This is a genomic window from Ensifer sp. Root954, from assembly GCF_001429005.1.
GTDB lineage: Bacteria > Pseudomonadota > Alphaproteobacteria > Rhizobiales > Rhizobiaceae > Ensifer > Ensifer adhaerens.
Genome location: NZ_LMJM01000044.1, coordinates 19,920 through 42,538, shown reverse-complemented (window position 1 = coordinate 42,538; position 22,619 = coordinate 19,920). Strand labels below are relative to the sequence as shown.

23 protein-coding genes are annotated in these 22,619 nt (G+C 58.3%); 7 read left to right on the top strand and 16 right to left on the bottom strand.

The window, feature by feature from the left end; translation table 11 throughout:
• Positions 1–53 precede the first annotated feature (53 nt).
• The 16 genes from ASE71_RS25130 to ASE71_RS25055 form a co-directional block, all read right to left on the bottom strand.
• The gene (locus tag ASE71_RS25130) at positions 54–1,331 is read right to left on the bottom strand and encodes a TRAP transporter large permease (protein ID WP_060520446.1); all 1,278 of its coding nucleotides are present in this window, start codon (positions 1,329–1,331) and stop codon (positions 54–56) included.
• A gap of 5 nt (positions 1,332–1,336) precedes the next feature.
• Positions 1,337–1,846, bottom strand: a complete 510-nt coding sequence (locus ASE71_RS25125; protein WP_063891221.1) for a TRAP transporter small permease — start codon at positions 1,844–1,846, stop codon at positions 1,337–1,339.
• Positions 1,847–1,904: 58 nt separating this feature from the next.
• Complete coding sequence (locus tag ASE71_RS25120) at positions 1,905–2,924, bottom strand: DctP family TRAP transporter solute-binding subunit (RefSeq protein ID WP_063891218.1); 1,020 nt, start codon at positions 2,922–2,924, stop codon at positions 1,905–1,907.
• Between the two features lie 36 nt (positions 2,925–2,960).
• Positions 2,961–3,830, bottom strand: coding sequence for a 3-keto-5-aminohexanoate cleavage protein (locus ASE71_RS25115; RefSeq protein WP_060520443.1), 870 nt, complete (start codon positions 3,828–3,830; stop codon positions 2,961–2,963).
• A 29-nt stretch (positions 3,831–3,859) separates the two neighbouring features.
• Positions 3,860–4,687, bottom strand: coding sequence for a phosphogluconate dehydrogenase C-terminal domain-containing protein (locus ASE71_RS25110; RefSeq protein ID WP_060520442.1), 828 nt, complete (start codon positions 4,685–4,687; stop codon positions 3,860–3,862).
• A gap of 440 nt (positions 4,688–5,127) precedes the next feature.
• The gene (gene otnC, locus ASE71_RS25105; RefSeq protein WP_060520441.1) at positions 5,128–5,775 is read right to left on the bottom strand and encodes a 3-oxo-tetronate 4-phosphate decarboxylase; all 648 of its coding nucleotides are present in this window, start codon (positions 5,773–5,775) and stop codon (positions 5,128–5,130) included.
• Positions 5,772–7,046 (bottom strand): 3-oxo-tetronate kinase, encoded by a 1,275-nt coding sequence (gene otnK, locus ASE71_RS25100; protein WP_060520440.1) that lies wholly within the window; start codon positions 7,044–7,046, stop codon positions 5,772–5,774. The genes otnC and otnK overlap by 4 nt, the downstream gene beginning before the upstream one ends.
• 4 nt (positions 7,047–7,050) lie before the next feature.
• Complete coding sequence (locus tag ASE71_RS25095; RefSeq protein ID WP_060520439.1) at positions 7,051–8,529, bottom strand: aldehyde dehydrogenase; 1,479 nt, start codon at positions 8,527–8,529, stop codon at positions 7,051–7,053.
• Positions 8,530–8,541: 12 nt separating this feature from the next.
• Entirely contained in the window at positions 8,542–9,252 is a 711-nt protein-coding gene (locus ASE71_RS25090; protein ID WP_060520438.1) for a haloacid dehalogenase type II, read from the bottom strand.
• On the bottom strand, positions 9,252–9,566 hold the full coding sequence (locus ASE71_RS25085; protein ID WP_060520437.1) for a putative quinol monooxygenase: 315 nt from the start codon (positions 9,564–9,566) through the stop codon (positions 9,252–9,254). The genes ASE71_RS25090 and ASE71_RS25085 overlap by 1 nt, the downstream gene beginning before the upstream one ends.
• Positions 9,563–10,678: an isocitrate/isopropylmalate dehydrogenase family protein gene (locus tag ASE71_RS25080; RefSeq protein WP_060520436.1), complete on the bottom strand. Its 1,116-nt coding sequence runs from the start codon at positions 10,676–10,678 to the stop codon at positions 9,563–9,565. The genes ASE71_RS25085 and ASE71_RS25080 overlap by 4 nt, the downstream gene beginning before the upstream one ends.
• A gap of 13 nt (positions 10,679–10,691) precedes the next feature.
• A complete protein-coding gene (locus ASE71_RS25075) occupies positions 10,692–11,366 on the bottom strand; it encodes a GntR family transcriptional regulator (protein WP_244497386.1) in 675 nt (224 codons plus the stop codon).
• Between the two features lie 63 nt (positions 11,367–11,429).
• Positions 11,430–12,290: an NAD-dependent epimerase/dehydratase family protein gene (locus tag ASE71_RS25070; protein WP_060520434.1), complete on the bottom strand. Its 861-nt coding sequence runs from the start codon at positions 12,288–12,290 to the stop codon at positions 11,430–11,432.
• Between the two features lie 29 nt (positions 12,291–12,319).
• Positions 12,320–13,297 carry an ABC transporter permease gene (locus ASE71_RS25065; protein WP_060520433.1) on the bottom strand — a complete coding sequence of 326 codons (978 nt, stop codon included), beginning with the start codon at positions 13,295–13,297 and terminating at the stop codon, positions 12,320–12,322.
• Complete coding sequence (locus ASE71_RS25060; protein WP_060520432.1) at positions 13,287–14,870, bottom strand: sugar ABC transporter ATP-binding protein; 1,584 nt, start codon at positions 14,868–14,870, stop codon at positions 13,287–13,289. The genes ASE71_RS25065 and ASE71_RS25060 overlap by 11 nt, the downstream gene beginning before the upstream one ends.
• A gap of 58 nt (positions 14,871–14,928) precedes the next feature.
• On the bottom strand, positions 14,929–16,059 hold the full coding sequence (locus ASE71_RS25055; protein WP_060520431.1) for a substrate-binding domain-containing protein: 1,131 nt from the start codon (positions 16,057–16,059) through the stop codon (positions 14,929–14,931).
• 477 nt (positions 16,060–16,536) lie between these two features.
• Here ASE71_RS25055 and ASE71_RS25050 point away from each other — a divergent pair, with 477 nt between their 5' ends.
• From ASE71_RS25050 to ASE71_RS25025, 7 genes are all read left to right on the top strand, one after another.
• Entirely contained in the window at positions 16,537–18,039 is a 1,503-nt protein-coding gene (locus ASE71_RS25050) for an aminoacyl-histidine dipeptidase (RefSeq protein ID WP_060520430.1), read from the top strand.
• A gap of 10 nt (positions 18,040–18,049) precedes the next feature.
• Complete coding sequence (locus ASE71_RS25045; RefSeq protein WP_060520429.1) at positions 18,050–18,520, top strand: cupin domain-containing protein; 471 nt, start codon at positions 18,050–18,052, stop codon at positions 18,518–18,520.
• The gene (locus ASE71_RS25040) at positions 18,517–18,921 is read left to right on the top strand and encodes a cupin domain-containing protein (RefSeq protein ID WP_060520428.1); all 405 of its coding nucleotides are present in this window, start codon (positions 18,517–18,519) and stop codon (positions 18,919–18,921) included. The genes ASE71_RS25045 and ASE71_RS25040 overlap by 4 nt, the downstream gene beginning before the upstream one ends.
• 89 nt (positions 18,922–19,010) lie before the next feature.
• A complete protein-coding gene (locus ASE71_RS25035) occupies positions 19,011–19,862 on the top strand; it encodes a sugar ABC transporter substrate-binding protein (RefSeq protein WP_244496917.1) in 852 nt (283 codons plus the stop codon).
• Complete coding sequence (locus tag ASE71_RS37120) at positions 19,859–20,083, top strand: hypothetical protein (protein WP_244496916.1); 225 nt, start codon at positions 19,859–19,861, stop codon at positions 20,081–20,083. Before ASE71_RS25035 ends, ASE71_RS37120 begins: the two co-directional genes overlap by 4 nt.
• Positions 20,084–20,134: 51 nt before the next feature.
• Positions 20,135–21,670, top strand: a complete 1,536-nt coding sequence (locus tag ASE71_RS25030) for a sugar ABC transporter ATP-binding protein (RefSeq protein ID WP_060520427.1) — start codon at positions 20,135–20,137, stop codon at positions 21,668–21,670.
• Positions 21,663–22,619, top strand: a complete 957-nt coding sequence (locus ASE71_RS25025; protein ID WP_082566450.1) for an ABC transporter permease — start codon at positions 21,663–21,665, stop codon at positions 22,617–22,619. The genes ASE71_RS25030 and ASE71_RS25025 overlap by 8 nt, the downstream gene beginning before the upstream one ends.

Sequence of the window (22,619 nt, the reverse complement as noted above, 5' to 3'; positions counted from 1 at the left end):
TCCTCGAGACAAGAGCGTCGCGGAGTCGGCGTCGCGTCCGACTCCGCACGCCGTTACCGCATCCAGTCCAAGGGCATCGTCACGATTTGAGGGACGAGCAGCAGGAGGATGAGCACGGCGGTGTGCGCGACCAGGAATGGATTGGCACCTCGAATGACATCTTCCATTTTTACTCGCGTAACGCCAGTGACTGCGTTGAGAACGGTCCCGACCGGGGGCGTGATGAGCCCGATCGAGTTGGCGATGATGAAAATGATGCCGAAGTAGATCGGATCAATCCCGGCCTCCCTCACCACGGGCATCAGAACGGGTGTGAGAATGAGGATCGTCGGCGTCATGTCCATCGCAGTCCCGACGAGGAGAACGATAATGACGATCACAAACATCAGAAACTGCGGGGAGCCAACCAATGGTGCAAGAAGATCGCTTAGCATCACCGGAAGATCGGCGATCACGATCAGCCACGACGTAACCACCGCCGCCCCGACGAGGAACATCACCATGGCAGTGCTTTTTGCCGCCGACACGAACACCTCGAACAGAGCGGAAAGGCTTAACTCGCGATAAACCACGACAGAAACGAATATGGCGTATACGGCCGCAACTACCGCGGCCTCGGTCGGCGTGAACACGCCAAGTTTCAAGCCGAAAACGATGATGACGGGCATGAGGAGTGCCCATCCGGCACGGCGCACGTTGGTTAGTACTGTTTTTCCGGATGCGCGGGCCGGAAGTTCTACCTTTTCCTTGTTGGCAAGATAGAACCAGGTGGCCGTCAGCCCCATCGCCATCACGATGCCGGGAACGATGCCTCCGAGGAAAAGCCCCGTAATAGAAACGTTCGCGGTAACGCCGAACAGCACCAAGCCGATGCTCGGAGGGATCACTGGCGCAATGATGCTCGACGACGCTACCAGGCCGGCTGACCGTGCTGGCTGATGACCCGCTGCGACCATGGCCGGAACAAGCAGCGCTGCGAGGGCGGCAGCGTCGGCGATCGCCGATCCTGATATCGCGGATAGCAAGGTCGCGGAGATTATGACGACGTACCCGAGACCGCCGCGCAGGTGGCCGACGATGGAAAGCGCCAGATCGATGACGCGGCGAGAAAGTCCACCACGGTTCATGACCTCCCCGGCCAGCATGAAGAAGGGCACAGCCATCAGCGGGAAACTGTCGACGCCGCCGACAAGGTTCTGGGCGATAATCTGAGAATCGAACAAACCCAGCTGTAGCATCATCGCGACTGCCGAGATGAGGAGCGCGAATGCGATTGGCATCCCCAGTGCCATGGCGGCCAGAAGTGAGCCGAGAAAAACAACGATGATCATTGGCGTCACTCCACGATGTAGCCGGACTGCGTCGAATCCGCATCCGGCGGACCACCGTGGCGAATGACATCGACCAATTGAACGAGCAGAATTGCGATCGAGGCGATGCCGAAAATGACACCTGGCAAGTAGTAGACGAGCATTGGCAGGCCGGTCGCCGGCGCGTGCGCGCCAAGGTTTAACCAGCTTTGCTCGTAGCTACCCTTCAATATCAGCCAGGAAACGCCGACCATCATGAGCGCGCTGGCGATGTTGCAGGCCGATTGCATCGGGCGGGGAAGGGAGTGAAGGATGCCTTCCATGGCTATATGACCGCGCTCGTAGAGCGCCAATATGGAGCCGATGAAAACCAACCATACATAGAACCATCGCGATAGTTCTTCCGAAAAGGAAAGCCCGCTGTTGGCGGCGTATCGGAGAACCACGTTTGTGAACGTAAGAACAACCATGCCCATCAGCAGAAGCGCGATGGCGGTGCGGACGATCCGCGTAAGCAATAGTGTAGTGTTTTGCATCTCGGTGCCTCGTAGGTCTTGCGGACGCGCCACGAAGTAGCGCGTCGCCGGGAAGGGCTTAGTTGGCCTTCCTCATTTCCTCGAGCGCCTTGAGAGCGCTGTCGACGGTCTCGCGGCCGATCCGATCGGCATGCTTGTCGTAGACGGGTTTCAGGGCTTGTTGGATACGGCCTAGCTCTTCTGGCGAAAGTCCGTTGGCCTCCATGCCTTCCGCAACAAGGCTTTCCTTGAGCTTGGGGTCATTCTCCCTGTTTTTGCCCCGCTCGAACGCGCGGGCCTCTTCACAGCCCTTCCTGAGAAGGTTGCGCTCATCTTCGTTCAGCTGGTCCCAGAGGCCCTTGCTTGCGAGCACGACTGCGGCACCGTAGATGTGCCCCGTTTCGCTGACGTATTTTTGAACCTCGTAAAATCTGCTGGTCGAGATGCTGTTATGGGGCGTTTCCTGACCATCTATCGCGCCCGTCTCGAGCGCCGAATAGACCTCCGTAAAGGCCATCGGAACAGCGTTGGCTCCGAGAGTGTTGAAGGTGTCGATAAATACCGGGTTTTCAATGGTCCTGATCTTTAACCCAGCGAAATCTTCGAGCTTCATGATCGGGTGTTTGTTGTTCGTTACTTGACGAAAACCGTTTTCCCAGTAGCAGAGGCCGATAAGGGAGTTCTCTTCGAGCTTTCCAAGAATGTCCGATCCGATCTCGCCATCAAGGATCGCGTCCGCTTCTGCGTGCGTGCGGAAAAGATAGGGCATATCGAAGAGGCCGAAGGCAGGGACGGTCGTCGCTGCGGCCGCGGTGGAGACTACCGCGAGTTGGATCACGTTACCCTTTGCCCCGGAGATGGACTGAACCTCGGCTCCAAGCAGACCGTCAGAATAGCCTTTAAGCTGGATTTTGCCGCCGGATTTCTCGTCGAGCCATCTTTCCAGGAATTCGACGCCTGCTCCGTAAGAGTGTGTCTTGGGGACAACGTAACTCAACTTGAGTTTGTGCTCGTTGTATTCTTGGGCCTTGGCTGGAACGGCAACGGCCGCAGCCAAGGACAGAGCTTTCAGTAAGCTAGATGCTAGAGATGCCTTCATTTTCTCCTCCCGAGTGATTGAATGGCATGGGTTTGGTTAGGCTAGAATCCTCCGCGCCTCCTTCGTCGAAGCCACTGTCCCTCCGGCGGCTTCGATTGCCTTCGCCGTGGCCTCCACCAAGGCGAGGTTTCCTGTTGCCGAGCCGAGATCGAAATCCTCCAGTCCGGCCCGCACATGTCCTCCCCGTCTCACGACTTCCGGCACAAGCGGAAGGACGTTCGTTCCCAATCCCGCCACCATCCAAGGCGCTGAAATCCCGAGCTCACGGTAGAGCTCCATGTAGGCAAGGAGGGCGTAAGTGCGGGGCGGGAAACCGAAGGTCAGTTGCTCCGAGAACATGAACCGGTATATCGGTTTTTTCAGACGCGGGTTCTGGCCGACCAAGTGGTGCGCGAGCCGCAGGTATCCCGGGTCGTAGATGGCCATGGTCGGGTTCAGCCCGCACTCCGCCGCCACCTCCAGCCCGTGTCGTATGGCCGCGGGCGTGTTGATATCCACGACCGCGTCGTCAAGATTGCTGTCGGTGTACCGGACGAGGTTAGTTGACCCCGGATCGACGATGAGCCAGTCGAGCTTTCGACGCCGGCCGAGAGCTGAGAAATGGTCGTATCGCCGCTTGCCTGAGTTCGCCTGAATGGCCTCCGAATTGCTCATGTAGCGGATGGCGGGGTAGATCAACGCGTCCGTTTCGGCACGGATGCCGGTGATGATTTGCTCGATCACCGCGAGTTCGGTGGTCTGGTCACCCGTTTCGACATCGTAGGCATGGAAATGGACGACCGAAGCCCCGGCCTTGCAGCAAGCGATCGCGTCCTCGATAATCTCATTCGCTGCGATCGGTATCCTCGGTTGCCGCTTTCGGGTCCATGGACCGTTCAAGGCGACCTCGATGATCGTCGTATTCATGTTCTGGAACTCCGTCTTGGAAGTGGAGGTCAGGTGATGCGGCGGATGCTTTCCGCAATCTCCCTCGGCTCGAAAACCTTCTTCCAGTCGTCTTTCATCAGCACTGGGATGCCGAATTCGATCGCCTTGTTGCAGGCGTCGGAGAACACGCCGGGCGTCTCCTCGAAGATCACCGCACCGAGAACATTCATGTGGCCCAGTAGAAAGTCGCGGGCCGCTTCTTTCGGCACCCCGCGGGCCACGCATTCGTCCATCGCCTGACGCATGACGTAAAGCAGCGACGCGCACACCGTCTCGGAGAGGCCTGGCTCCAGCAGTGCGATTTGGTCAACCGTTACCCTGTGCGAGCGCATCACCGGAGCCCAGATGACCTTGGCCACTTCCTCCCCGAGCGCCCAGTGCTCTTCGGGCCCCTGCATAAGGGCGGAAACGATGTGCTGCTTGGCTGCCACGCCGCCGAAAAAGTCGCGCTTCGCGGTGAGATCGGTCTCGTCGTTGAAGATCGGCGGGTGGCAGGGATGGGTGACGAAATAGGTGAGGTCGCCGCGGTTCGGCAGGTGTCCGGCCGCGGGCGCGGCGGCATCTAGCGCGATGACGATCGTACCCGGCCGGAGTTTCCGTTCAATGCCCGCAGAGACTTTGCCGATTGCCGTGTCCGGCACGGCAAGGATCACCACATCGACGCCGTCAAGGGCGTCATCGACTTCCACTGTACCAAGTCCAAGTTCACTTTTGAGGCGTTCTTTGCCTTCCGCGCTCACCTCGACGTGCCGGACGTCGAACCTCGAGCCCTTGAGGTTTTTGGATAGACGGCAACCCATTTTGCCACCTGCCCCAAACAGTGCGATCGCAGTCATCAAATCCTCCATGCGTTCTATGACGTATGAGGTAATACCTATACTGGTATAATGAGTCAATAAACGTGTTCGCGCGTTGCTTTAAGGAACATAGAGAGGACTGAAGGCGTGATCAGCGTACGACTTTGCTGGAAGAAGGATTCGCACTACCTAAAGCGCAACAGCGGCACTCGTAGGCATCACAATGACACTCGAGGATTTCACTGCAACACTGAACGGCTCCACCTTTTGGTGCCTCATCGACGAAGCCTGGGAACAAGATCCGCCGTTAGAGAGCCACCTGGAGACGAACAATCCGTTCCGGGAGGCCCGCGAGAAATGGATAAACGGGTACTATTTCGTCGAAGTATAGGCCGTTAGCCGCTGGCTCACGACCAGAGCGCATATGGCCTCATCATTATCTACTGGTCGACGGCCGTGATTGAGAAAATAGGGCTCGCTTATTTCGAGCGGTCCAGGAGCGCCTCTTTTTGGTCCGCGGTAAGGGGGCGAACGTCGCGGTTTTGTAGAAGAAGAAAGAGCTTGGCTGTCTCCTCCAGTTCTTCGATGGCATACTGCGCGTCCTCAAGCGTTTTGCCAGCGACGACGGGCCCGTGGTTCGCCATAAGGATGGCATGGTGTTTCTCGGCTGCCGCGCCGACTGCTGCCGCGAGGGCTTCGTCACCCGGCGGATAATAGGGCACCAACGGGAGGGTTCCGACGCGCATGACGTAGTATGCCGTGAGCGGTGGAAGCACGTCGCGCTCGTCGACATCCATTAGAATGCTGGCAGCGACGGAATAGGTGGAATGCAGATGAACGACGGCGCTTCGTGCCTTGCCGGCGCAATACATGCATTTGTGCAGAAACGCCTCCTTGGTTGGCTTGTCGCCGCCTACATGGACACCCTCCGCTGAAAAGAGCGAGAGCCGCTCGGGCTCAAGCATTCCAAGGGATGCGTTGGTAGGGGTCATCAACATGCGGCTGTCTGAAAGTCTCACGCTGATGTTTCCGGTCGAGCCCGAAGTCAGGCCTCGGTCGAATATGGACTTACCGGCCTTCGCGATGCTGTCGCGGGTTCTGGTTTCCTCGGATACTATAGCCGTCATTGAATTCTTTCCCAGGCGTCCACGAAAAACTCTCGCCCTCCAAAATTTCCCGACTTCAGCGCTAGCCATATCTGCCCGGAACTGAGCGGTGCGCTGACCCACGGCACGCCGGGGGCGATCTCGTTGCCGATATCAAGTCGATTTATGCCAAGGTGTTTGACGACAGCTCCCGACGTCTCGCCGCCAGCGACGATCAATTCGGAGACTCCGAGATCGACGAGGGATCTGGCAATCCGCGCAAGTGTGCTTTCGACCATTTCGCCGGCTTCGGCCACACCGAATCTCGATTGGTTTGCTTTCACTTCCTCCGGATTTGCTGTCGCGTAGAAAAGAATGGGCTTGCGGCCGAGCCTGCCAGCAGCCCACTTGAGCGCCTTGGAAAAGACGTCTTCGCCCGATGCGAGCGATGCGACGTCCACCTTGAAGCCTTCATGGTCTCTGAGCATCGCCTCCACTTGGCCATTAGTCGCTACCGAGCAACTGCCCGATACCACGGCCCTCGATCCCACTGTGTTCGAGTATCCCGGCCTGCTTTCCACATTCCGCCGATCCTTAAACAGGACCGTTGCCAGTCCGAAAGCTAAGCCGGACGCACCCGTCAGGAGTGGTGCGTCGGCGAAAGCTTGGGCGATGATTTCGAGGTCTTCATCGGCAATGGCGTCCACAATCGCCACTCCAATGCCGTCGGCCTCCGCCTTGGACGCCCAGTCGCGCACGTCAGCTGCCCCCCTGATGACCGTATCTCGATAACAGGGGGCAACTCGATGTTTCGTCTGCGAGGTGAGGACCCGTACAAGGTTCGAATCCGTCATCGGGGTGAGCGGATGGTCCTTCATACCGGACTCGTTGAGCGGGACGTCGCCGACGAAAAGGTTGCCCTTGTAAATCGTGCGGCCATTTGCTGGAAACGCTGGGCAAGCGATAGTGAAGCCGCTGGCCAACTCCTCAAGCATGGCATCGATTACGGGCCCGATGTTACCGTTGGCTGTGGAGTCGAATGTCGAGCAGTACTTGAAGTAAATCCTCTCAGCACCTCGGTCGCGTAGCCATCGGAGTGCGGCCAGAGACTGACTAACCGCCTGATGGGAAGCGATGGTGCGCGTTTTGAGCGCGATAACGATAGCATCGGCGTCGATCGACAACCCGCCCTCGGGGATGTCGATCAGAACCGTGGTCTTCATGCCTGACTTGGCAAAGATCCCGGCAACGTCGGTTGCGCCTGTGAAGTCATCCGCCACGCAACCAATGAGAAGTTTCCTTTGCTTCGTCATCGTGTCACCGCATGATGAAGGGGTTCGCGACGCTTTCCGCAGTCGAGATCATTACGCTCTTGGTCTGTAGATAGTTCTGAATCGAAGCCATACCGTTCTCGCGACCGATGCCTGAGTGCTTGTATCCACCGAGTGGCGACATGTAGCTGATAGCGCGATACGTGTTCACCCAGACCGTCCCTGCTTGGATGGCGGCAGAAACGCGCAGCATGCGCCGCATATCCTGTGTCCAGAATCCCGCGGCCAGGCCGTAATTGGTGTCGTTCGCGATTTGGATCGCTTCCTCTTCAGTGTCGAACGGAATAACCGAAAGAACCGGACCGAACACTTCCTCTTGGGCGATGCGCATATGGTTTCGGACGCCAGCAAAGATCGTTGGCTCGACAAACCAGCCATTTTCAAATTCAGGTGCGGAAGGCCTGCCACCTCCGAGAAGGCATTCGGCTCCTTCGGCCTTGGCGATCTCGATGTAGCCGAGAATTTTCTCGAGCTGAGGTGGGGTGGTAACCGGGCCGACCTGTGTCGCGGTCGACAGGGGATCACCCATCCGCGCGGTCCTTGCCAGGGCGATCACCTTCTCGAGAAACTGGTCGTGGATTTTGCGCTCAACAAGCAGGCGAGACCCCGCGATACAGGTCTGACCCGTCGCCGCGAAGATCCCGGAAATAACACCATTTACCGCATTGTCGATCTCGGCGTCGGCGAACACGATATGCGGGCTCTTCCCGCCGAGTTCCAGCGTAACCTTTTTGAAATTGCGGGCCGCCAGCTCGCCAATCTTCCGGCCCGTCCCCTCGCTACCCGTGAAAGCGATTTTCGCGACGTGTCTGTGCGTTGTCAGTGTCTCACCGACATCCGCGCCGAAACCCGTCACGACATTGAAGACCCCGGCCGGGAACCCGGCCTGCTCTACAAGCTCGGCGAACTCAAGCGTGGATGCGGACGTGAATTCCGAGGGCTTTGCAACAAAGGTGTTGCCGGCCGCGAGTGCCGGCGCGAGCTTGTAGGCAAGGAGCAATAGCGGCGAATTCCAAGGCGTGATGCCGACGCAAACACCGAGCGGTTCGTTGCGGGTGAAGTTGAACGTCTCCGGCTTGTCGATCGGGATGACTGCGCCTTCGATCTTGTCGGCAAGGCCCCCGAAATAATAGTACCACTGTGGAATATACTTCAGCTGGAACAGCATCTCATTGATAAGCTTACCGTTATCCGTTGTCTCTGTCGTTGCTAGCCGCTCGGCATTCTCGGCGATCAGATCGCCAAGTTTCCTCAGGAGGTGTCCTCGGTCGCTTGCGGTAAGTTTCGGCCATGGGCCGGATGTGAACGCCCTTTGCGCAGCTTCCACCGCGCGTTCGGCGTCCTGCCTATTGCCCTTGGGTATCAACGCCCACGGTTTCCCAGTGAAAGGGTTGTGAGTTTCGTAGGTCTCGCCCGTGGAGGAGCTCTCCCACTTGCCGTCGATGAACATCTTGTAGGTTTGCATTTGCGTATTCCTTTAGCAGCCGAGTTGGACCGCAAGGTCGTTCAGGTCGCTCGCGACATAGTCCCAGTTCTGTTCGGCCCTCAGATCGGTCGTCTGTCCGGGTCCGTATTCTGTTGGACGGTAAATAAATGCGGTCTTGAGACCCTGGTCCCGCGCCGCAGCGAGATCGTAATTGTGCGCCGCGCACATCATGACTGCTTTGGGCTCGAGATAGAGCATCTTGCACACACCGAGATATGTCTCCGGGTCAGGTTTGTAGTGCCGGAAGAGTTCGCACGAGAATATGTTGTCCCACGGCAGATCGGCGTGCTTGGCCATGTTCACGAGGATTGCGACGTTGGCATTCGAAAGCGGGCCGATAATGAACTTCCGTTTGAGGCGGTGCAGGCCGGACGATGCATCTGACCAGCCGGCGAGCCGATGCCACACCTTGTTGATGTGCAACATCCTTGGCTCGTCTAGGAGGGGGAGTCCCATCTCTTCGAACACGGCCTTCAACGCCTCGAGGTGAAGCTCGTCGAGGTTGGTCCAGGGAAGCTCGCCGCTCCGGACGCGCGCCTTTTGCGGATTGTAGCGGTCGCGCCAGCGATCGACCAACTCGGCCCAGTCAACGTCGAGGCCCTGCTGCTCACCCCAGACACCGAGATCGTTGATGATCGAGCCGCGCCAGTCGACGACGGTCCCAAAAGTGTCGAACACGATCGCCTTGATTTCCTGAGCCATTAGTTACCTCCGTCCTCAGATGCGGGGACGCGCTGAAAGGTTTCGACATTCTTTTCTATGATCCACGGTCCCGATACCTCGTTGAAGCGCTGGAAGTGGGGACTCGCCAGATGAGCATCGAAGGCGACGCGATCTTGATAGACCTCGTAGAGATAGACGCGGTTTGGCTGCCTTGGGTCTTGGCAGACGTCGAACACGGAACAGCCGGGCTCGTCGCGCAACGACGTGGCAGCGTTTTCGGTCATGGCCGGGAGGAACCCGTCCATGCATCCGTCACGAATCTGGAAATCGACCACGACAACGTACCCGGTCATGCGACCTCCTTCCGGACAGCCGACAACGAACTGATCACTGACCTCGTCATCTCGCTGCAGTTGGCAGTGCCGCCATATTCCATCGGAACAGCCAGTTTCGTGGACAGCGTGTGTTCGACAGCCGCCTCGATCATTCGCGCTGCGTCGGCCAGCTTCTCGTCACCGTGACGGGTCGCCAGCCAGTCGAGCATCATCGCTCCCGAAAGGATCATTGCGCAGGGGTTGGCGAAGCCCTTACCCGCTATGTCCGGGGCAGTGCCGTGAGCTGGCTGGAAGAGACCGTATTTCTCGCCGATGTCGGCCGACGGAGCCATCCCCATGCCACCGATCAGGCCTGCCGCGAGGTCGGAAAGGATGTCGCCGAACATGTTTTCGGTAACAAGGACGTCGAGTGTCCAGGGCTTTTTCACCATGGTCAGCGCGAGAGCGTCGACGTAGGCGTGGTCCTTCTGAAGGCCTGAATGGCGCGCGGCTACTTCGTCGAAAACCTTGCGGAAGAAGGCCATCGAACTGAAGACGTTTGCCTTGTCGACGCAGGTGACGATACCCGCTTTGCCGCGGCGCTTGCGCTGAGCCGCCAATTGAAATGCAAACTCCGAGACGCGCTCCGTGCCCGCGCGCGTAATCTGCATCGTGTCGTAGGCTTCGGCATCGTCGATGATCTCGCCTTTGCCACGGGCGTAGAAGAGGCCCTCAGTCTGTTCGCGGATGAGCACGAAGTCGATGCCTTCGGCGCGGGGGTCCGTCAGTACCCTTGGAAGCCCCGGAAACCAGCGGATCGGTCGCACACCGGCGAATAGCCCGAGTTCCATTCGCAGATCCAGTTGAGGGATGATCTCTGTTCCATCAGGAAAACGAATATCCGGCCACCCCATCGCGCCGAACAGGATCGCATCGGACGACTTGCACGCGTCGAGGGTTGTTGTCGGGAGTGCTTCTCCAGTTTCAGCGTAGTATTGAGCGCCGGCGTTATGGACCTCGAAGGCCATCGGTGCAGCACCGACAGTGGAGACCGCAGCCGCAAGGACGTCCATGCATGCGGGCATTACTTCTTTGCCGATGCCGTCTCCGGGAAGGACTGCGATCGTGAGCGACTGGTTCGAGATAGTCATGGCTGTACCTTGTTCAGAGATGATTGAGGCCGAGGTGGTCGAGGAGCGCTAGCAACTCTCGACCAGCTCTTTCGCGATGTGCCTTGTGAATGGTCCGTGCCTTCTCTCGATCACCCTCCCGAATGGCTTCCACCAGTTGGGCATGCTCGCGGGTCGAATTCACCGGCTTGGGCCGCATTTTGAGTGTCAGCATGCGGACTCGGTGCGCCCGATCGATGAAGTTGAGGACCACGGATTTGAGCATTTGGTTGCCGCCAAGCTCCAGAAGTTGTTCGTGGAACCGTGCGTCAGCCTGCGCCCATCGCTCGAGGTCGTCCTCGTCGAGCGCCTTGTCCATGTCCGCGGTAGCCCTCTCGAGGCCCTCTAGCTGCTGGTCGGAAAGGTTCCGGCTTGCGGCAAGCTCAGCGGCCGTGCTTTCGAGCGACGTGAGGATATCGTAGATTTCCTTCATGTCGGCCGACGACACCGGAAGGACGCGCATACCGTGACGCGGAATGACGGAAACCAGACCGTCCTGCTGGAGCCGCATTAAAGCTTCCCTGATAGGTGTTCGGCTCATTCCTAGTCTGGATGCCACTTCCTGCTCGGTCGCCTGGAAGCCCGGCGGCCATTTGTTATCGAGGATCAACTGACGGATTTGCAGGTGGGCGGTTGCCGTCATGGTCTTGGAGAACGTCTCTTCCTTCACCTCGGCGTCGATCTCGAGTTTCTCTGTAGGGGCCATGCGCTTTCTCCAGACAATCTGTTGGCGTTAGGAGCCTGCGTATCGACGCCAGCTGTGCTCGGGCTTGTATCCCAGAAGGGATTTTGCTTTCTCGATCGAGAGCAACGTCTCGTTGTCGGCGACCCTTTTGCTGAATGGCACACCCGGATAAAACTTCTCTACGAGGACCGTGTTGCGCGTGGTCATCACGCCGTCTTCGTTTGCGATGATGAAGACTTCGGCACCCGTTGCGGACCACTCGAGAGATTTCCGGATTGCCTGCGCACCATCGCGTGCGTCGATGTAGGTCCAGAGGTTGAAGCGCCTGCTGCCGGGGTTCTTTTCGAAATCCGGAAACGACGCGTACTCGCTCTCGTCCATCACGTTGGAAAAACGTAGGCAGACGATCTTGAGGTCCTTGTCCCAGCGGCAGAACTGCCTGGCCATCTCCTCTCCCAGATGCTTCGAGAGCGAGTAAGAAGTTTCCGGACGGGACTCGAAGCTCTCGTCCGCCGGGAAATATTCGGGCTTGATGTCGTAGGGGATACCGAGAAGCGTCTCGCTGGATGCCCAAACGACGTTTTTGATGCCGAGCAGCCTGCATGCCTCAAAGACATTGTAGGTCGAGATCGTATTGATCCTGAACACGTCAGCCGGGGCCACTTTTCCAGGCATAGGAACCGCTGCGAGATGCACCACGGCTTCGGTCTTCCGGTTGTGATCCCAATCGAAGCCCGCGATTGCTTCAAGCGTCGCGCGCATGTCCTCGAAATCGACACGCACGAACGGGCAGAGGTTGTGTTCAGGCTCGACATGATCGGCGTTTATGACGTCATGTCCACTCTCGATCAGGTGCTTGACGGTTGCCCGTCCAAGTTTTCCGCTGCCGCCAGTGACAAGAACTCGCATTATTTTTCCTCCAAAGGATATCTGGAAATTTAGCGGCCGCGTCCGACTGCGACAGCTAGGATGATCAGCGCTCCGCGCGCGATAAGTTGTTGGCTGTATTCAAGGCCCGCGAGGATTAGCCCGTTGTTGATGACGCCGATCAACAACGCTCCGACGATAGAGCCGACTACTGTGCCACGACCGCCGAAGAGACTGGTGCCTCCAAGGACAACTGCGGCAATCACCGAAAGCTCGTCTCCTTCGCCCAGTTGGAAGCGGCCAGACTGCAGGCGACCCGCATAGAGCATTCCGGCGATGGCTGCGGCCACCCCCGTCAAGATGAGAACTTGAAATTTGATCTTCCGGACATCGATACCGCTGTAGCGTGCGGCGACGGGATTTCCTCCCGCAGACATCACCTTGCGGCCGAACGGTGTTTTCCGAAGCGCGATATGCGCTAGTGTTCCCAGGATCGCGACCCACAGCACGAGCACGGGGACGGGACCAATGTTGCCGGACCCAAAGACAAATATGAATGTTTCGTCGATGACCGGAACGGGTGATGTTCCGCTAACCCACATTCCAACGCCCCTGGCGATGCCCATCATGCCGAGCGTGACAAGAAACGAGGGGATGCCGACATAGGCGGTTAGCGCTCCGTTGACGGCACCTACCGCCATCCCGAGGGCGAGCCCCGCTAGAATTCCGGGAATCAGGCCGTATTGGATGAGAACAAGGCCCGCCACAACCGAACTCAGGCCCGCGACAGCGCCGACCGAGAGGTCGATTTCACCTGCTGATAGTACGAAGGACATGGCCATCGCGACTATGGCAACGATCGCCGTCTGACGGATGATGTTGAGCAAGTTGTTTGTCGACAGGAATCCCCGATCTTGCAGAACGATTGCGAAGACGATGAATATCGCGACGAAACCGATGTAGACGACATAGTCCCGCCAATTTCCGAGGATGGAGCTTTTGGCGTGAGCCGAGGCGTCGGCGGTTAGGGTTTTGCCATCAGTGGACATGGTGATTTGCCTTCTGTATCGCGACCTGCAGGCCTAGTTCCGTGCGGATCAGAATAGATTGCGTTTCATCGCCAGTAGTTGTGGCCCAGCTGTCGATCTCGTCGCGCGTGATCTCCCGAGCGAGGCGACCGTTGCTGAGCACAATAATGCGGTCGCTCGTGGCGAGCAGTTCCGCTGGCTCTGACGAAATGACGATGACCGACTTTCCGGCGTCGGCGATGCTGCGGATCAGATCGACGATTTCCGCTTTGGAGCCGATGTCGACACCTGCCGTCGGTTCGTCGAGGATCACGACTGAAGGGTCGATCGCTAGCCATTTGGCGATGACGATCTTCTGCTGGTTCCCACCGGAAAGGTTGCGCACACGGTTCTCGGCCGTTGGCGTCTTGATCCTGAGGCGGGAAATCATGCTCGACGTCAGTTCGTCTTCCTTGCGGCGATCGATCAGGATTCCTCGGGTGACGATATCGATCTGGGGGAGGGAGAGATTGTCCCCGACGCTGTGATCGATGACGAGCCCTTCTTCATGCCTGCTCTCGGGAACCAGCACGATGCCCGCCTTGATTGCGTCGGCGGGTTCCGAGAGTTCGAGCCTGCTTCCATGGAGTTCGATTTCGCCTGAGGTCTTGCGGTCGATGCCGAAGAGAACTCGCGCGAGTTCGCTCCGCCCCGCTCCCATTAGACCCGCGATGCCCAGTACCTCGCCTTTGAACAGGTCGAACGTGACGCCGTCAGGCTTTCCACCGGGACCCGACACTCCACGGACACTCAGGGCTGGGCTGACTGTCCTGTCCACCGTACGGGCACGGTACTCGAATCCGCTCACACGCTTGCCGACCATATGTCGCACGATGCTGTCCAAGGTAAAGTCGGCCACCTTACCTGATGTGACGTTCTGGCCGTCGCGCAGAATGGTTATGTCGTCGGCGATCGTCATGATCTCGGTCATGCGATGCGAGACGTAGATTATGGCAGTGCCTGCAGCCGTCAGCTTCCGCAACATGCCGAAAAGCGTGTCAACCTCCTGGGCGCTCAACGAAGAGGTCGGCTCGTCCAGGATGAGCACTCGTGCATCCTTCGAGATCGCCTTGGCTATTTCGGTGAGCTGCGCCTGGCCCGGACTTAACTTGGACACGGGCGTCCGGGGATCAATGTAGAGATTGAGTTGGGCGATGATATCACCTGCCCGGTTGGCCTCCTCCCTCTCGTCCACCAGCACCGAAAGACGTTTGGGCTCGCGGTTCAGAAAGATGTTCTGCGCAATCGAAAGCGACGGTATGAGGCTGAGATCCTGGAAGATCATCTCGATCCCGAGCCGGCGTGCGTTCTCCGGAGTGCACACTGTCACCGGCTCGCCAAAGACGCTAATTGAACCTTCGGTTGGAGCTACAACGCCTTGAAGGATTTTCAGCAGGGTAGACTTGCCAGCACCGTTTTCGCCGACGAGAGCATGAATGGTGCCAGGTCTGACGTTTAGGTCGACGCCGCGCAGGGCGTGGATCCCTCCGTAGGACTTCTTTATGTCGCTCATGCTGACGGCTGCGACTGCTTCCGTGTCTGATATGTCGGTCATGATGTGTTCCGATCCCGTTAGGGCGGGAAACGGCGATGCACGCCGTCTCCCGTGTCGGTCAGTTCATCGCACTCGTCAGGATGGCGGGAGCTTGATCGCCATTGGAAAGCGGCCATGCCTCAAGGAGGTTGTCGCGCGTCACGGCAAGTGCGGGAAGAACCACGTATGGGGGCGCTTCCTTGCCGAGCAGAGCGTAACCGGCGAGAATACCTTCAGCATACCCGGCGCCGTATGGGCGCTGCGATCCGGTCCCTTTGACATAGCCCTTCTTTGCCATATCGAGCGAAATGTTTACTCCGAGGTCACAGGTTGTGATCACGAGATCGGTCGACGCGCCGACAGAACGGGCTGCAGACAGGACGCCTTCGGTCGGAACGTCCCAAACGGCCCAGATGCCATTGAGCGTCGGATGGGCTGTCAGCATGGCTGATGCTACCCGTTCAGCTTCGCCGGCAAAGTTCGGGCCGCCAACACCGCTCTCTTCGACAACCTTAATGTCAGGGAAGTCCTTGATAGCCTCCTTGAACCCGACAACGCGCTCCTTGGTGGCAAAGAGGTCTGACGCATGCGGGATCAGCCCAACCTCGCCTTTACCCTCGAGCGCCTTCGCCATAAGAAGGGCGGCAACCTTGCCCATGCCACGGTTGTCGGATGAGACCAGGCTGACATAGTCCTTACCGGCCTGCATGCCGGCGCCAGTCTGGTCCAGGAAGACAATCTTGATGCCAGCTGCCGCCGCTTTCTTGTACGCGGCGGCCGTGGCTGACTGTTCCGCGGGTACGCTAATCATGATGTCAGGCTTGAGGGCCATGACGCTTTCGATGTCGGCAACCTGCTGCTCCGCGCGGTAGCCGGCGTCGGTCACCGCCACGATTTCGACGCCAAGTTCATCAAGCGCCTTCTTCTGTCCGGCCATTTGGGCCTTTGCCCAATCGGAGGCCGTATAGTGCATGACGATCGCCGCCTTGGCGTGCTTAGCCTTGATCTGCTCGACCTCTTCCGCGGTCAGCTTGAGGTCGCTGGCAAGCGTCGCGGGCTCACCATTGGGGCCCGGCGCCGGGTTCTTTTCGATTTCGCTGATCTTTTGGCTGATGTCGATCGCGTAGGCTGAATGAGTAATGCAGACGCTTGCCAATAGCGCAGTGGCCAAGGCCAAAGCCCGTGTGGGCTTGCGAAAATGATATGACATTTGACTCCTCCCAAAGTGCGGCAATCGAATGGTCTTATCGATGCATCCGATACCGTATACATTAATGCATAAATTAAGGAGGTCAACGAGCTGCAGCGCCTTCCATGATGAACATGGCTCACTGAGGAGGTGAGCAGAATTCATCGCCCGCCAAGGAGCTCAGCTTTCGGTTATCGTTGGCTTCTCCGCGCGTTGATAGCGCCGGTAAGCGAGGAGTGGCTTTGCTTGCTGTGAAGCGAACAACCTAAGGCGATGAGGTGAGGGTTGGCAGTCAGATGAATTTTCCTCACCTATTTCGCCAAATATTACGTTTGAAATATCGACACGATCGGACGATGTTTTCACCCCGGAGGCAATCGGGATGGAGATCGCCTGAAAAATTGATGTAACGCGTAGTAGAGGAGCGTCCGTGCTGCGGAATAGTCATATTCCGCAAACGGTTAGTTTTTGGGCGACGCTAAAGCTGGAGGAACTATAGTGAATATTTCCGCAAAATCCCCGGACGTTCAGCGTGCAAACGCTGTATTGGCCGGTTTTGAGCCTGCGATCTTCTTCGGATTTTTCGAGGAGCTGAGCGCTATCCCACGGGGTTCGTTCAACGAGAAGCAGGTCAGCGACCATATCGCCGACTTCGCCCGTGCAAGAGGGCTCGAGGTCTACCAGGACGAAATCTGGAACCTGCTGATCAAGAAGCCCGGCACTTCCGGTTATGAAGATGCTCCGACACTGATCCTGCACGGCCATACGGATATCGTTTGCGAAAGCGATGAGGGGGTCGAGCACGACTTTAGGAACGACGGCATCAAGCTGCGCGTCGTCGGCGACTTCATTCACGGCACGGGAACGACGCTCGGTGCAGACAACACGGTTGGCGTGGCGTTTGCCATGTCTCTGCTCGCCTCAGACGACGTCCCGCACCCGCCGCTCGAAGTGGTGTTGACGGTCCAGGAAGAAGTCGGAAAGGGCGGTGCCCAGCACTTCGACGGCTCGAAGCTTACAGGCAAGCGCCTGCTCGATATGAACTGGCACGACCCCAAGTCGTTGTTCGCCGGATGCGCGGGAGACATTTCCGCACGTTTCAAAATTCCGCTCAAGTGGCAAGACCGCGCTGCCGGCCAAAAGACGGCATTGGTTCGTGTTTCTGGACTGAGCAGCGGTCACTCGGAATTCGACATCCACCTTGAGCGCGCGAATGCCATCGTACTCCTCGGCCGTGTGCTGCGGCTGGCGATGAAGAAAGCCGCGATTTCTGTGATCCAGGTCAACGGCGGCGTTAACCGCTACGTAATCCCCGGTGAAGCCGAAGCGTTGATCTCGCTAGATGCGTCTCGCTTGGAAACATTAAAGGGCGCGCTCGAGGCGGAAACAAAGGCGATCGCAGCTGAGTACGCGGTGAGTGATCCTCACCTCAAGGTCACGCTGACAGAGTCCGAAAACGACGCTAGCTCCGTGTTCGCGCCGGAAATCGCCAGCGCGATGATCTCGGCCATGAACCTACTTCCGAATGGCGTCCAGAGCCGAAGCCTTGTCGTCGACAATCTCGTGGAAAGCTCGAACACCGTGGCCCTGCTTTCCAACGACCAGGACCGCATTGAAATCGTGTCGACGATCCCGAGCGCCGTCAGCACGCGCAGGTACAACATCGTGGACAAAATCCGGGAGTTGTCAGAACTCATTGGAAATGGCGCAACCGTTGAAACGTTCGCCGACTGCCCAGAATGGCCGTACAACCCGGATTCTCGGATGCTCGCCGCCGGGCGCGCGGCCTACGAGAGGCAATTCGGCGAACTACCGCATGTCGAGGTTTCTCATTCGAGCCTTGAGCTTGGCCTATTCCGCAAGAAGGTGCCGGACATCGACATGCTCTCCATCGGGCCGGAAGCGTTTGACGTCCACACGACGCGCGAACGCCTGAACCACACGACCGTCGACTCCACCTGGCGTCTGCTCAAGGCGCTGCTGTCGGAACTGAGGACCTGAGGCGTCTGCCATGACCATTCCCGCATACTTCGGAAACTTCCCGTTCCCGCCCGACGCGAAAAGACCGCATCATCTCACGGCGGATCGCTTCAAGATGTTCATCTATACGGGCACGAAGCCGTATACGAGTGACCTGAACTATCTGCTCGCGAGCACCGACAAGATGACGACCGGCATCTATCAGCTTGCTCCGGGTAGCAATTTCGACCCCGCTGACATCCATGCGGGCGACGAGGTCTACTATGTCCTAGAGGGCGAGGTACATCTGCTCAACCCTGAAACAGGACATACGGAACGTATGGGGCCAGGCGACTCCATCTTGATCCCGATGGGCGTGCCGCACCGTGGCTACAATTTTACGGACAAAGCCGCGGTCATCTTGTTCTGCATTGCGCCCAGGATTTGGGACGAGAACGGGCCGCCGACTGGCTATCATGGCGCAACGCGCCTCTTCAAGTCCGAACGGAGGGCCTCCAAATGAGCCTCGAAAAAATCGGACAATACCCGGTCGACGGAACAGAAGCGCGTTCGAGAGGTGCTTTGGTCAAGGTCGCGCGTAAGGATCGGTTGAACCTCATTTTCGGCCAGGACCATCCGGTTCTGATCGAGATGTGTGTGTCGAACGACTACATGCACGTAGGCGAGATAGTGATCCCTGTCGGCGGCGTCGGGCCGCGGGCCAGCGAACCCAACAGCCACGAGGGCGATGCAATCTTTTACGTGCTTGAAGGTCCCGCAACCTTCTATATCGCCGAAGGTGACCAGACGTTTCACATCAGGGATGGAGAGGCTTTCTTCCTACCGGCGGACGTTAGTTATCAGTGCCTGAACTACGGCTCCAAGCCCATTCGCATGGTGTTCACCATCGCGCCTGGCCTCTGAGCTCCTGACCACATCGATCTGACGAATACCTCCGCGGGCTGCGCCCGCGGACGGGAGGACTGTGTCTTGTCACAACCAGGGAGGAATCCGTGACAAATCTGAAACATACCTTTGTCGGAGCCGCCGTTGCGATCGCATCGGTCATTTCGTGTCAATCTGCCTTTGCCCAGCAGCCGGACTACAACGCAGTATTCCCGGGCATATTGATGGACAAGGATATCAAACCGACGGGCCAAGAGATGAAGCCCGCGAAGAAGGATAGTCGCCCGCTCAAGGTGGGTTTCCTTCCGACAGCTATGGACACGTACTACCAGCGCGTCCTTGCCGGCGTGAATGAGGAGATCGACAAGCGTGGGGGCGACGAAGTCATCGAACTTCTCGTCCAGGCTCCGAGCAGCCAGTCCGCCACGGATGACCAGATCAGGACAATGGAAGCCTGGATCAACGACGGCGTCGATGCGATTGCCGTCGCACTCTACAATGAGGGCGCTCTCCTGCCGTCAATTCGACGCGCGACTGAAGCCGGCATCCCGGTTTTTCTGTTCAACTCGCCGGTTGCCGACAATCCCTACTACGTCAGTGATATCGGCTACGACCAGGCCGACGGTGGGCGTGCTCAGGCGCAGTGGATGGTCGACACCTATGGCGACAAGGAACTGAACGTCGGCATTCTTGAGGGTTTGCCGGGCCCACACACCAGCCAGCGTATGAAGGGGTTCAACGAGGTGATCTCGAAGCACCCGAACTTCAAGATCGTTGCGCAGCAGCCTGCGGGTTGGGTTCGTGCGCAGGGTTTGTCGGTCACGGAGAACATGTTCACTGCCCATCCCGACATCGACGTGCTCGTCGCCCTCTATGATGAGATGGCTCTTGGTGGCCTCCAGGCCCTCAAGGCGAAGGGGTTGAACGGAAAGGTAGCCATCGTCGGCTACGAAACATGAAAGAAGCCAACGACGCGATCCTGACGGGTGACTTTGCTGCGACCGTCGACACGGGAGCGAAGGAGGAAGGCCGAAACATCATCCGTGCCGTCGACGAGTTCGTGATGAAGGGCAATCCGCTTCCTAAGAAGATCTTCATCGCACCGACCACCTACGACGCGAAAAACATCAAAACTTTCAATCAAGACGACTACGTCTACGTCCCCCAGCAGAAGATGTGACCAACCAGGGGCCCTCCCTGGAGGGCCTCTTCTTCCTAAGGGGTGAACGAGATGACGCAGAATCCGCTTCTGGAAATGAAGGGCATCAGCAAGCGTTTCGGTAACATGCTTGCGCTCAACGGTATCAACCTTGTCCTGAATCCCGGCGACGTCCTGGGGCTAGTGGGAGAGAACGGTGCCGGAAAAAGCACGCTTATGAAGATTCTCGCCGGTGCCTATGGCCGCGACGAGGGTACGATTTCCGTTCGCGGCGATGTCGTTGAGCTCGACAGTCCGCGCGCCGGGGCCGACGCCGGCATTGCGATTATTTATCAGGAGCTCAGCCTTTTCCCCGATTTCGACGCGGGCGAGAATGTCTTCGCTGGCCGGGAACTGACCCGCGGGCGGTTCGGCCTCGCTCCGCTGGACCATGCTCGGATGCGCGAAGAGGCTCGCCGCATTCTCACGGAGGATCTTGGCGTTGACGTTCCAGTTGATCGTCCCGTACGCGAACTGAGCCTGTCTCATCGGCAGATGATCGAGATCGCGAAGGCTCTCAGTACGAATGCCGACATCATCATCATGGATGAGCCCACCGAGGCGTTGGAGGAGGCCGAACGCAAGCAACTGTTCGCCGCGATCGAGAGACTTCAGAGCGCCGGAAAGGCGATCATCTACGTCTCCCACCGAATTCAAGAGCTTCTCGGCATCTGTACCCGCGTCATGGTCCTGCGGGATGGCAATACGGTAGCTGACCATCCGACAGCTGGCCTCGACGTCGACAAAGTTGTCGGTGCGATGATCGGTGGCTCTCTCGCAAAGCAGTTTCCTCCCCGCGTCCCGGCGAAGTCCGAACCTTCGTTGGAAGTCCGCGGTCTGACGAAGAGAGGGGCGTTCGAGGACATCTCGTTCACCCTCGCCAAGGGAGAAATCTTCGGCATTGCGGGTCTTGAGGGGTCGGGAAAGAGTGCCCTGCTTCGATCGCTCTTTGGCCAACGTCCTTGCGATGCGGGCCAGATTTCGATTGACGGCCGGAGTGTTGAGATCAAAGGCCCCGTGGACGCGATCCGGGAGAGGATGGCCTTCCTGCCCGCAGAGCGAAAGACCGAGGGTATCTTCCCGCAGAGATCCGTTGCTTGGAACCTGTCGATCGCAAATCTAAGGGCTATCGGTAGAACGACGCTCAACCCGGCCAAGGAACGTGAAGTTACCTCAGGCTACATCTCGAAACTCGGTGTGAAATGCGACGGCCCCGACGCGGAGATCACCTCGCTGAGCGGCGGTAATCAGCAAAAGGTTCTGTTGGCCCGGTGGCTTCTCACAGGGCCTAAGATTCTCCTGCTCGAGGAACCCACGCGTGGAGTCGATGTCCGCGCCAAATCCGAAGTCTATGCGCTTGTTCACGCGGCCGCGAAGGAAGGCTGCTCAGTTATCGTGGTGTCGGCAGACAACGCAGAGCTTCTCGGGCTCTGCCACCGTGTCGCGGTGATGTTCGAAGGGAAAATCACAACCGTGGTGGATGCCGCCACGTCGAAAGAAGAGACGCTCGCCCTGCACACCGTCAGGTCGCCGGAAGCTCTTCATCATCATGGAGGAAACAATGTCTGACGTCGCCGCCACCCGCACGTGGCCGGCCCTCAAGTTTGGCCGTAATAGTGGCAACGCCGGCGTGTTCGTCGCGTTTGCCGTCCTGCTCATAGCGCTCGGCTTCGCCGCACCGCGTTTCTTCACAGTGGGCAACCTGACGGATGTGCTCCGACAGGCAGTGCCGATCGCCGTGATCTCCTTTGGCGCGACCTTTGTCATCGGCATGCGTGGTATCGACCTCTCAGTCGGTTCCACGCTCGCTCTCACAGGCCTGGCAACTGCAAACCTTATCGTGCTCGGCTATCCTGTCACGATCGCGGTCGGAGCCGTCATCGGCTTCGTGAACGGAATTCTGATCACCAAGATCGGGATCAGCGATTTTATCGCCACCATGGCGGTCATGGTCATCAGCCGCGGAATAGTCATGGTCTACACCCAGGGCATCCCGATTGTCGGAGCTTCGGACCCTTCGTTCCGGGCGATCGGCCAGAGTTATCTGGCAGGGGTTCCCGTTCCCGTGATCCTCACAGTCCTCGTCTTCGCCGTTGTCTACTACCTCATGTATTACACGCGGTTCGGTCGCTTCGTCCTCTCAATCGGGAGCAATCCCGATGCTGCGCACTTGGTCGGAATACCCACCGACAAGGTCAGGATCGCGGTGTATGTCCTTGGCGGGGTTCTCGCGTCATTCGCCGGGGTGTTGCTGACCTCTCGCCTTGAGGCTGCGATGCCGGAAGCGGGACAGGGATATGAACTCGACGTCATCGCCGCCGTCGTGATCGGAGGAACGGGGCTCTCCGGGGGACGTGCCACGCTCGTCGGGACCGCCGTCGGAGCGGTCCTGATGGCGGTCGTTCGCAACGCTCTCAACCTCCTCAACGTGAATACGTTTTGGCACCAGGTTGTCATCGGAACCATCATCTTGATCGCCGTCGCCGCTGATCGGTTCAACCGCCGTCAAAAGTCCTAA

What these genes read in the sequence shown, in the direction of transcription:
- ASE71_RS25130 (WP_060520446.1), bottom strand. Translation starts at nt 1,331, where the DNA reads ATGATCATCGTTGTTTTTCTCGGCTCACTTCTGGCCGCCATGGCACTG.
- ASE71_RS25125 (WP_063891221.1), bottom strand. Translation starts at nt 1,846, where the DNA reads ATGCAAAACACTACACTATTGCTTACGCGGATCGTCCGCACCGCCATC.
- ASE71_RS25120 (WP_063891218.1), bottom strand. Translation starts at nt 2,924, where the DNA reads ATGAAGGCATCTCTAGCATCTAGCTTACTGAAAGCTCTGTCCTTGGCT.
- ASE71_RS25115 (WP_060520443.1), bottom strand. Translation starts at nt 3,830, where the DNA reads ATGAATACGACGATCATCGAGGTCGCCTTGAACGGTCCATGGACCCGA.
- ASE71_RS25110 (WP_060520442.1), bottom strand. Translation starts at nt 4,687, where the DNA reads ATGACTGCGATCGCACTGTTTGGGGCAGGTGGCAAAATGGGTTGCCGT.
- otnC (WP_060520441.1), bottom strand. Translation starts at nt 5,775, where the DNA reads ATGACGGCTATAGTATCCGAGGAAACCAGAACCCGCGACAGCATCGCG.
- otnK (WP_060520440.1), bottom strand. Translation starts at nt 7,046, where the DNA reads ATGACGAAGCAAAGGAAACTTCTCATTGGTTGCGTGGCGGATGACTTC.
- ASE71_RS25095 (WP_060520439.1), bottom strand. Translation starts at nt 8,529, where the DNA reads ATGCAAACCTACAAGATGTTCATCGACGGCAAGTGGGAGAGCTCCTCC.
- ASE71_RS25090 (WP_060520438.1), bottom strand. Translation starts at nt 9,252, where the DNA reads ATGGCTCAGGAAATCAAGGCGATCGTGTTCGACACTTTTGGGACCGTC.
- ASE71_RS25085 (WP_060520437.1), bottom strand. Translation starts at nt 9,566, where the DNA reads ATGACCGGGTACGTTGTCGTGGTCGATTTCCAGATTCGTGACGGATGC.
- ASE71_RS25080 (WP_060520436.1), bottom strand. Translation starts at nt 10,678, where the DNA reads ATGACTATCTCGAACCAGTCGCTCACGATCGCAGTCCTTCCCGGAGAC.
- ASE71_RS25070 (WP_060520434.1), bottom strand. Translation starts at nt 12,290, where the DNA reads ATGCGAGTTCTTGTCACTGGCGGCAGCGGAAAACTTGGACGGGCAACC.
- ASE71_RS25065 (WP_060520433.1), bottom strand. Translation starts at nt 13,297, where the DNA reads ATGTCCACTGATGGCAAAACCCTAACCGCCGACGCCTCGGCTCACGCC.
- ASE71_RS25060 (WP_060520432.1), bottom strand. Translation starts at nt 14,870, where the DNA reads ATGACCGACATATCAGACACGGAAGCAGTCGCAGCCGTCAGCATGAGC.
- ASE71_RS25055 (WP_060520431.1), bottom strand. Translation starts at nt 16,059, where the DNA reads ATGTCATATCATTTTCGCAAGCCCACACGGGCTTTGGCCTTGGCCACT.
- ASE71_RS25045 (WP_060520429.1), top strand. Translation starts at nt 18,050, where the DNA reads ATGACCATTCCCGCATACTTCGGAAACTTCCCGTTCCCGCCCGACGCG.
- ASE71_RS25040 (WP_060520428.1), top strand. Translation starts at nt 18,517, where the DNA reads ATGAGCCTCGAAAAAATCGGACAATACCCGGTCGACGGAACAGAAGCG.
- ASE71_RS37120 (WP_244496916.1), top strand. Translation starts at nt 19,859, where the DNA reads ATGAAAGAAGCCAACGACGCGATCCTGACGGGTGACTTTGCTGCGACC.
- ASE71_RS25030 (WP_060520427.1), top strand. Translation starts at nt 20,135, where the DNA reads ATGACGCAGAATCCGCTTCTGGAAATGAAGGGCATCAGCAAGCGTTTC.
- ASE71_RS25025 (WP_082566450.1), top strand. Translation starts at nt 21,663, where the DNA reads ATGTCTGACGTCGCCGCCACCCGCACGTGGCCGGCCCTCAAGTTTGGC.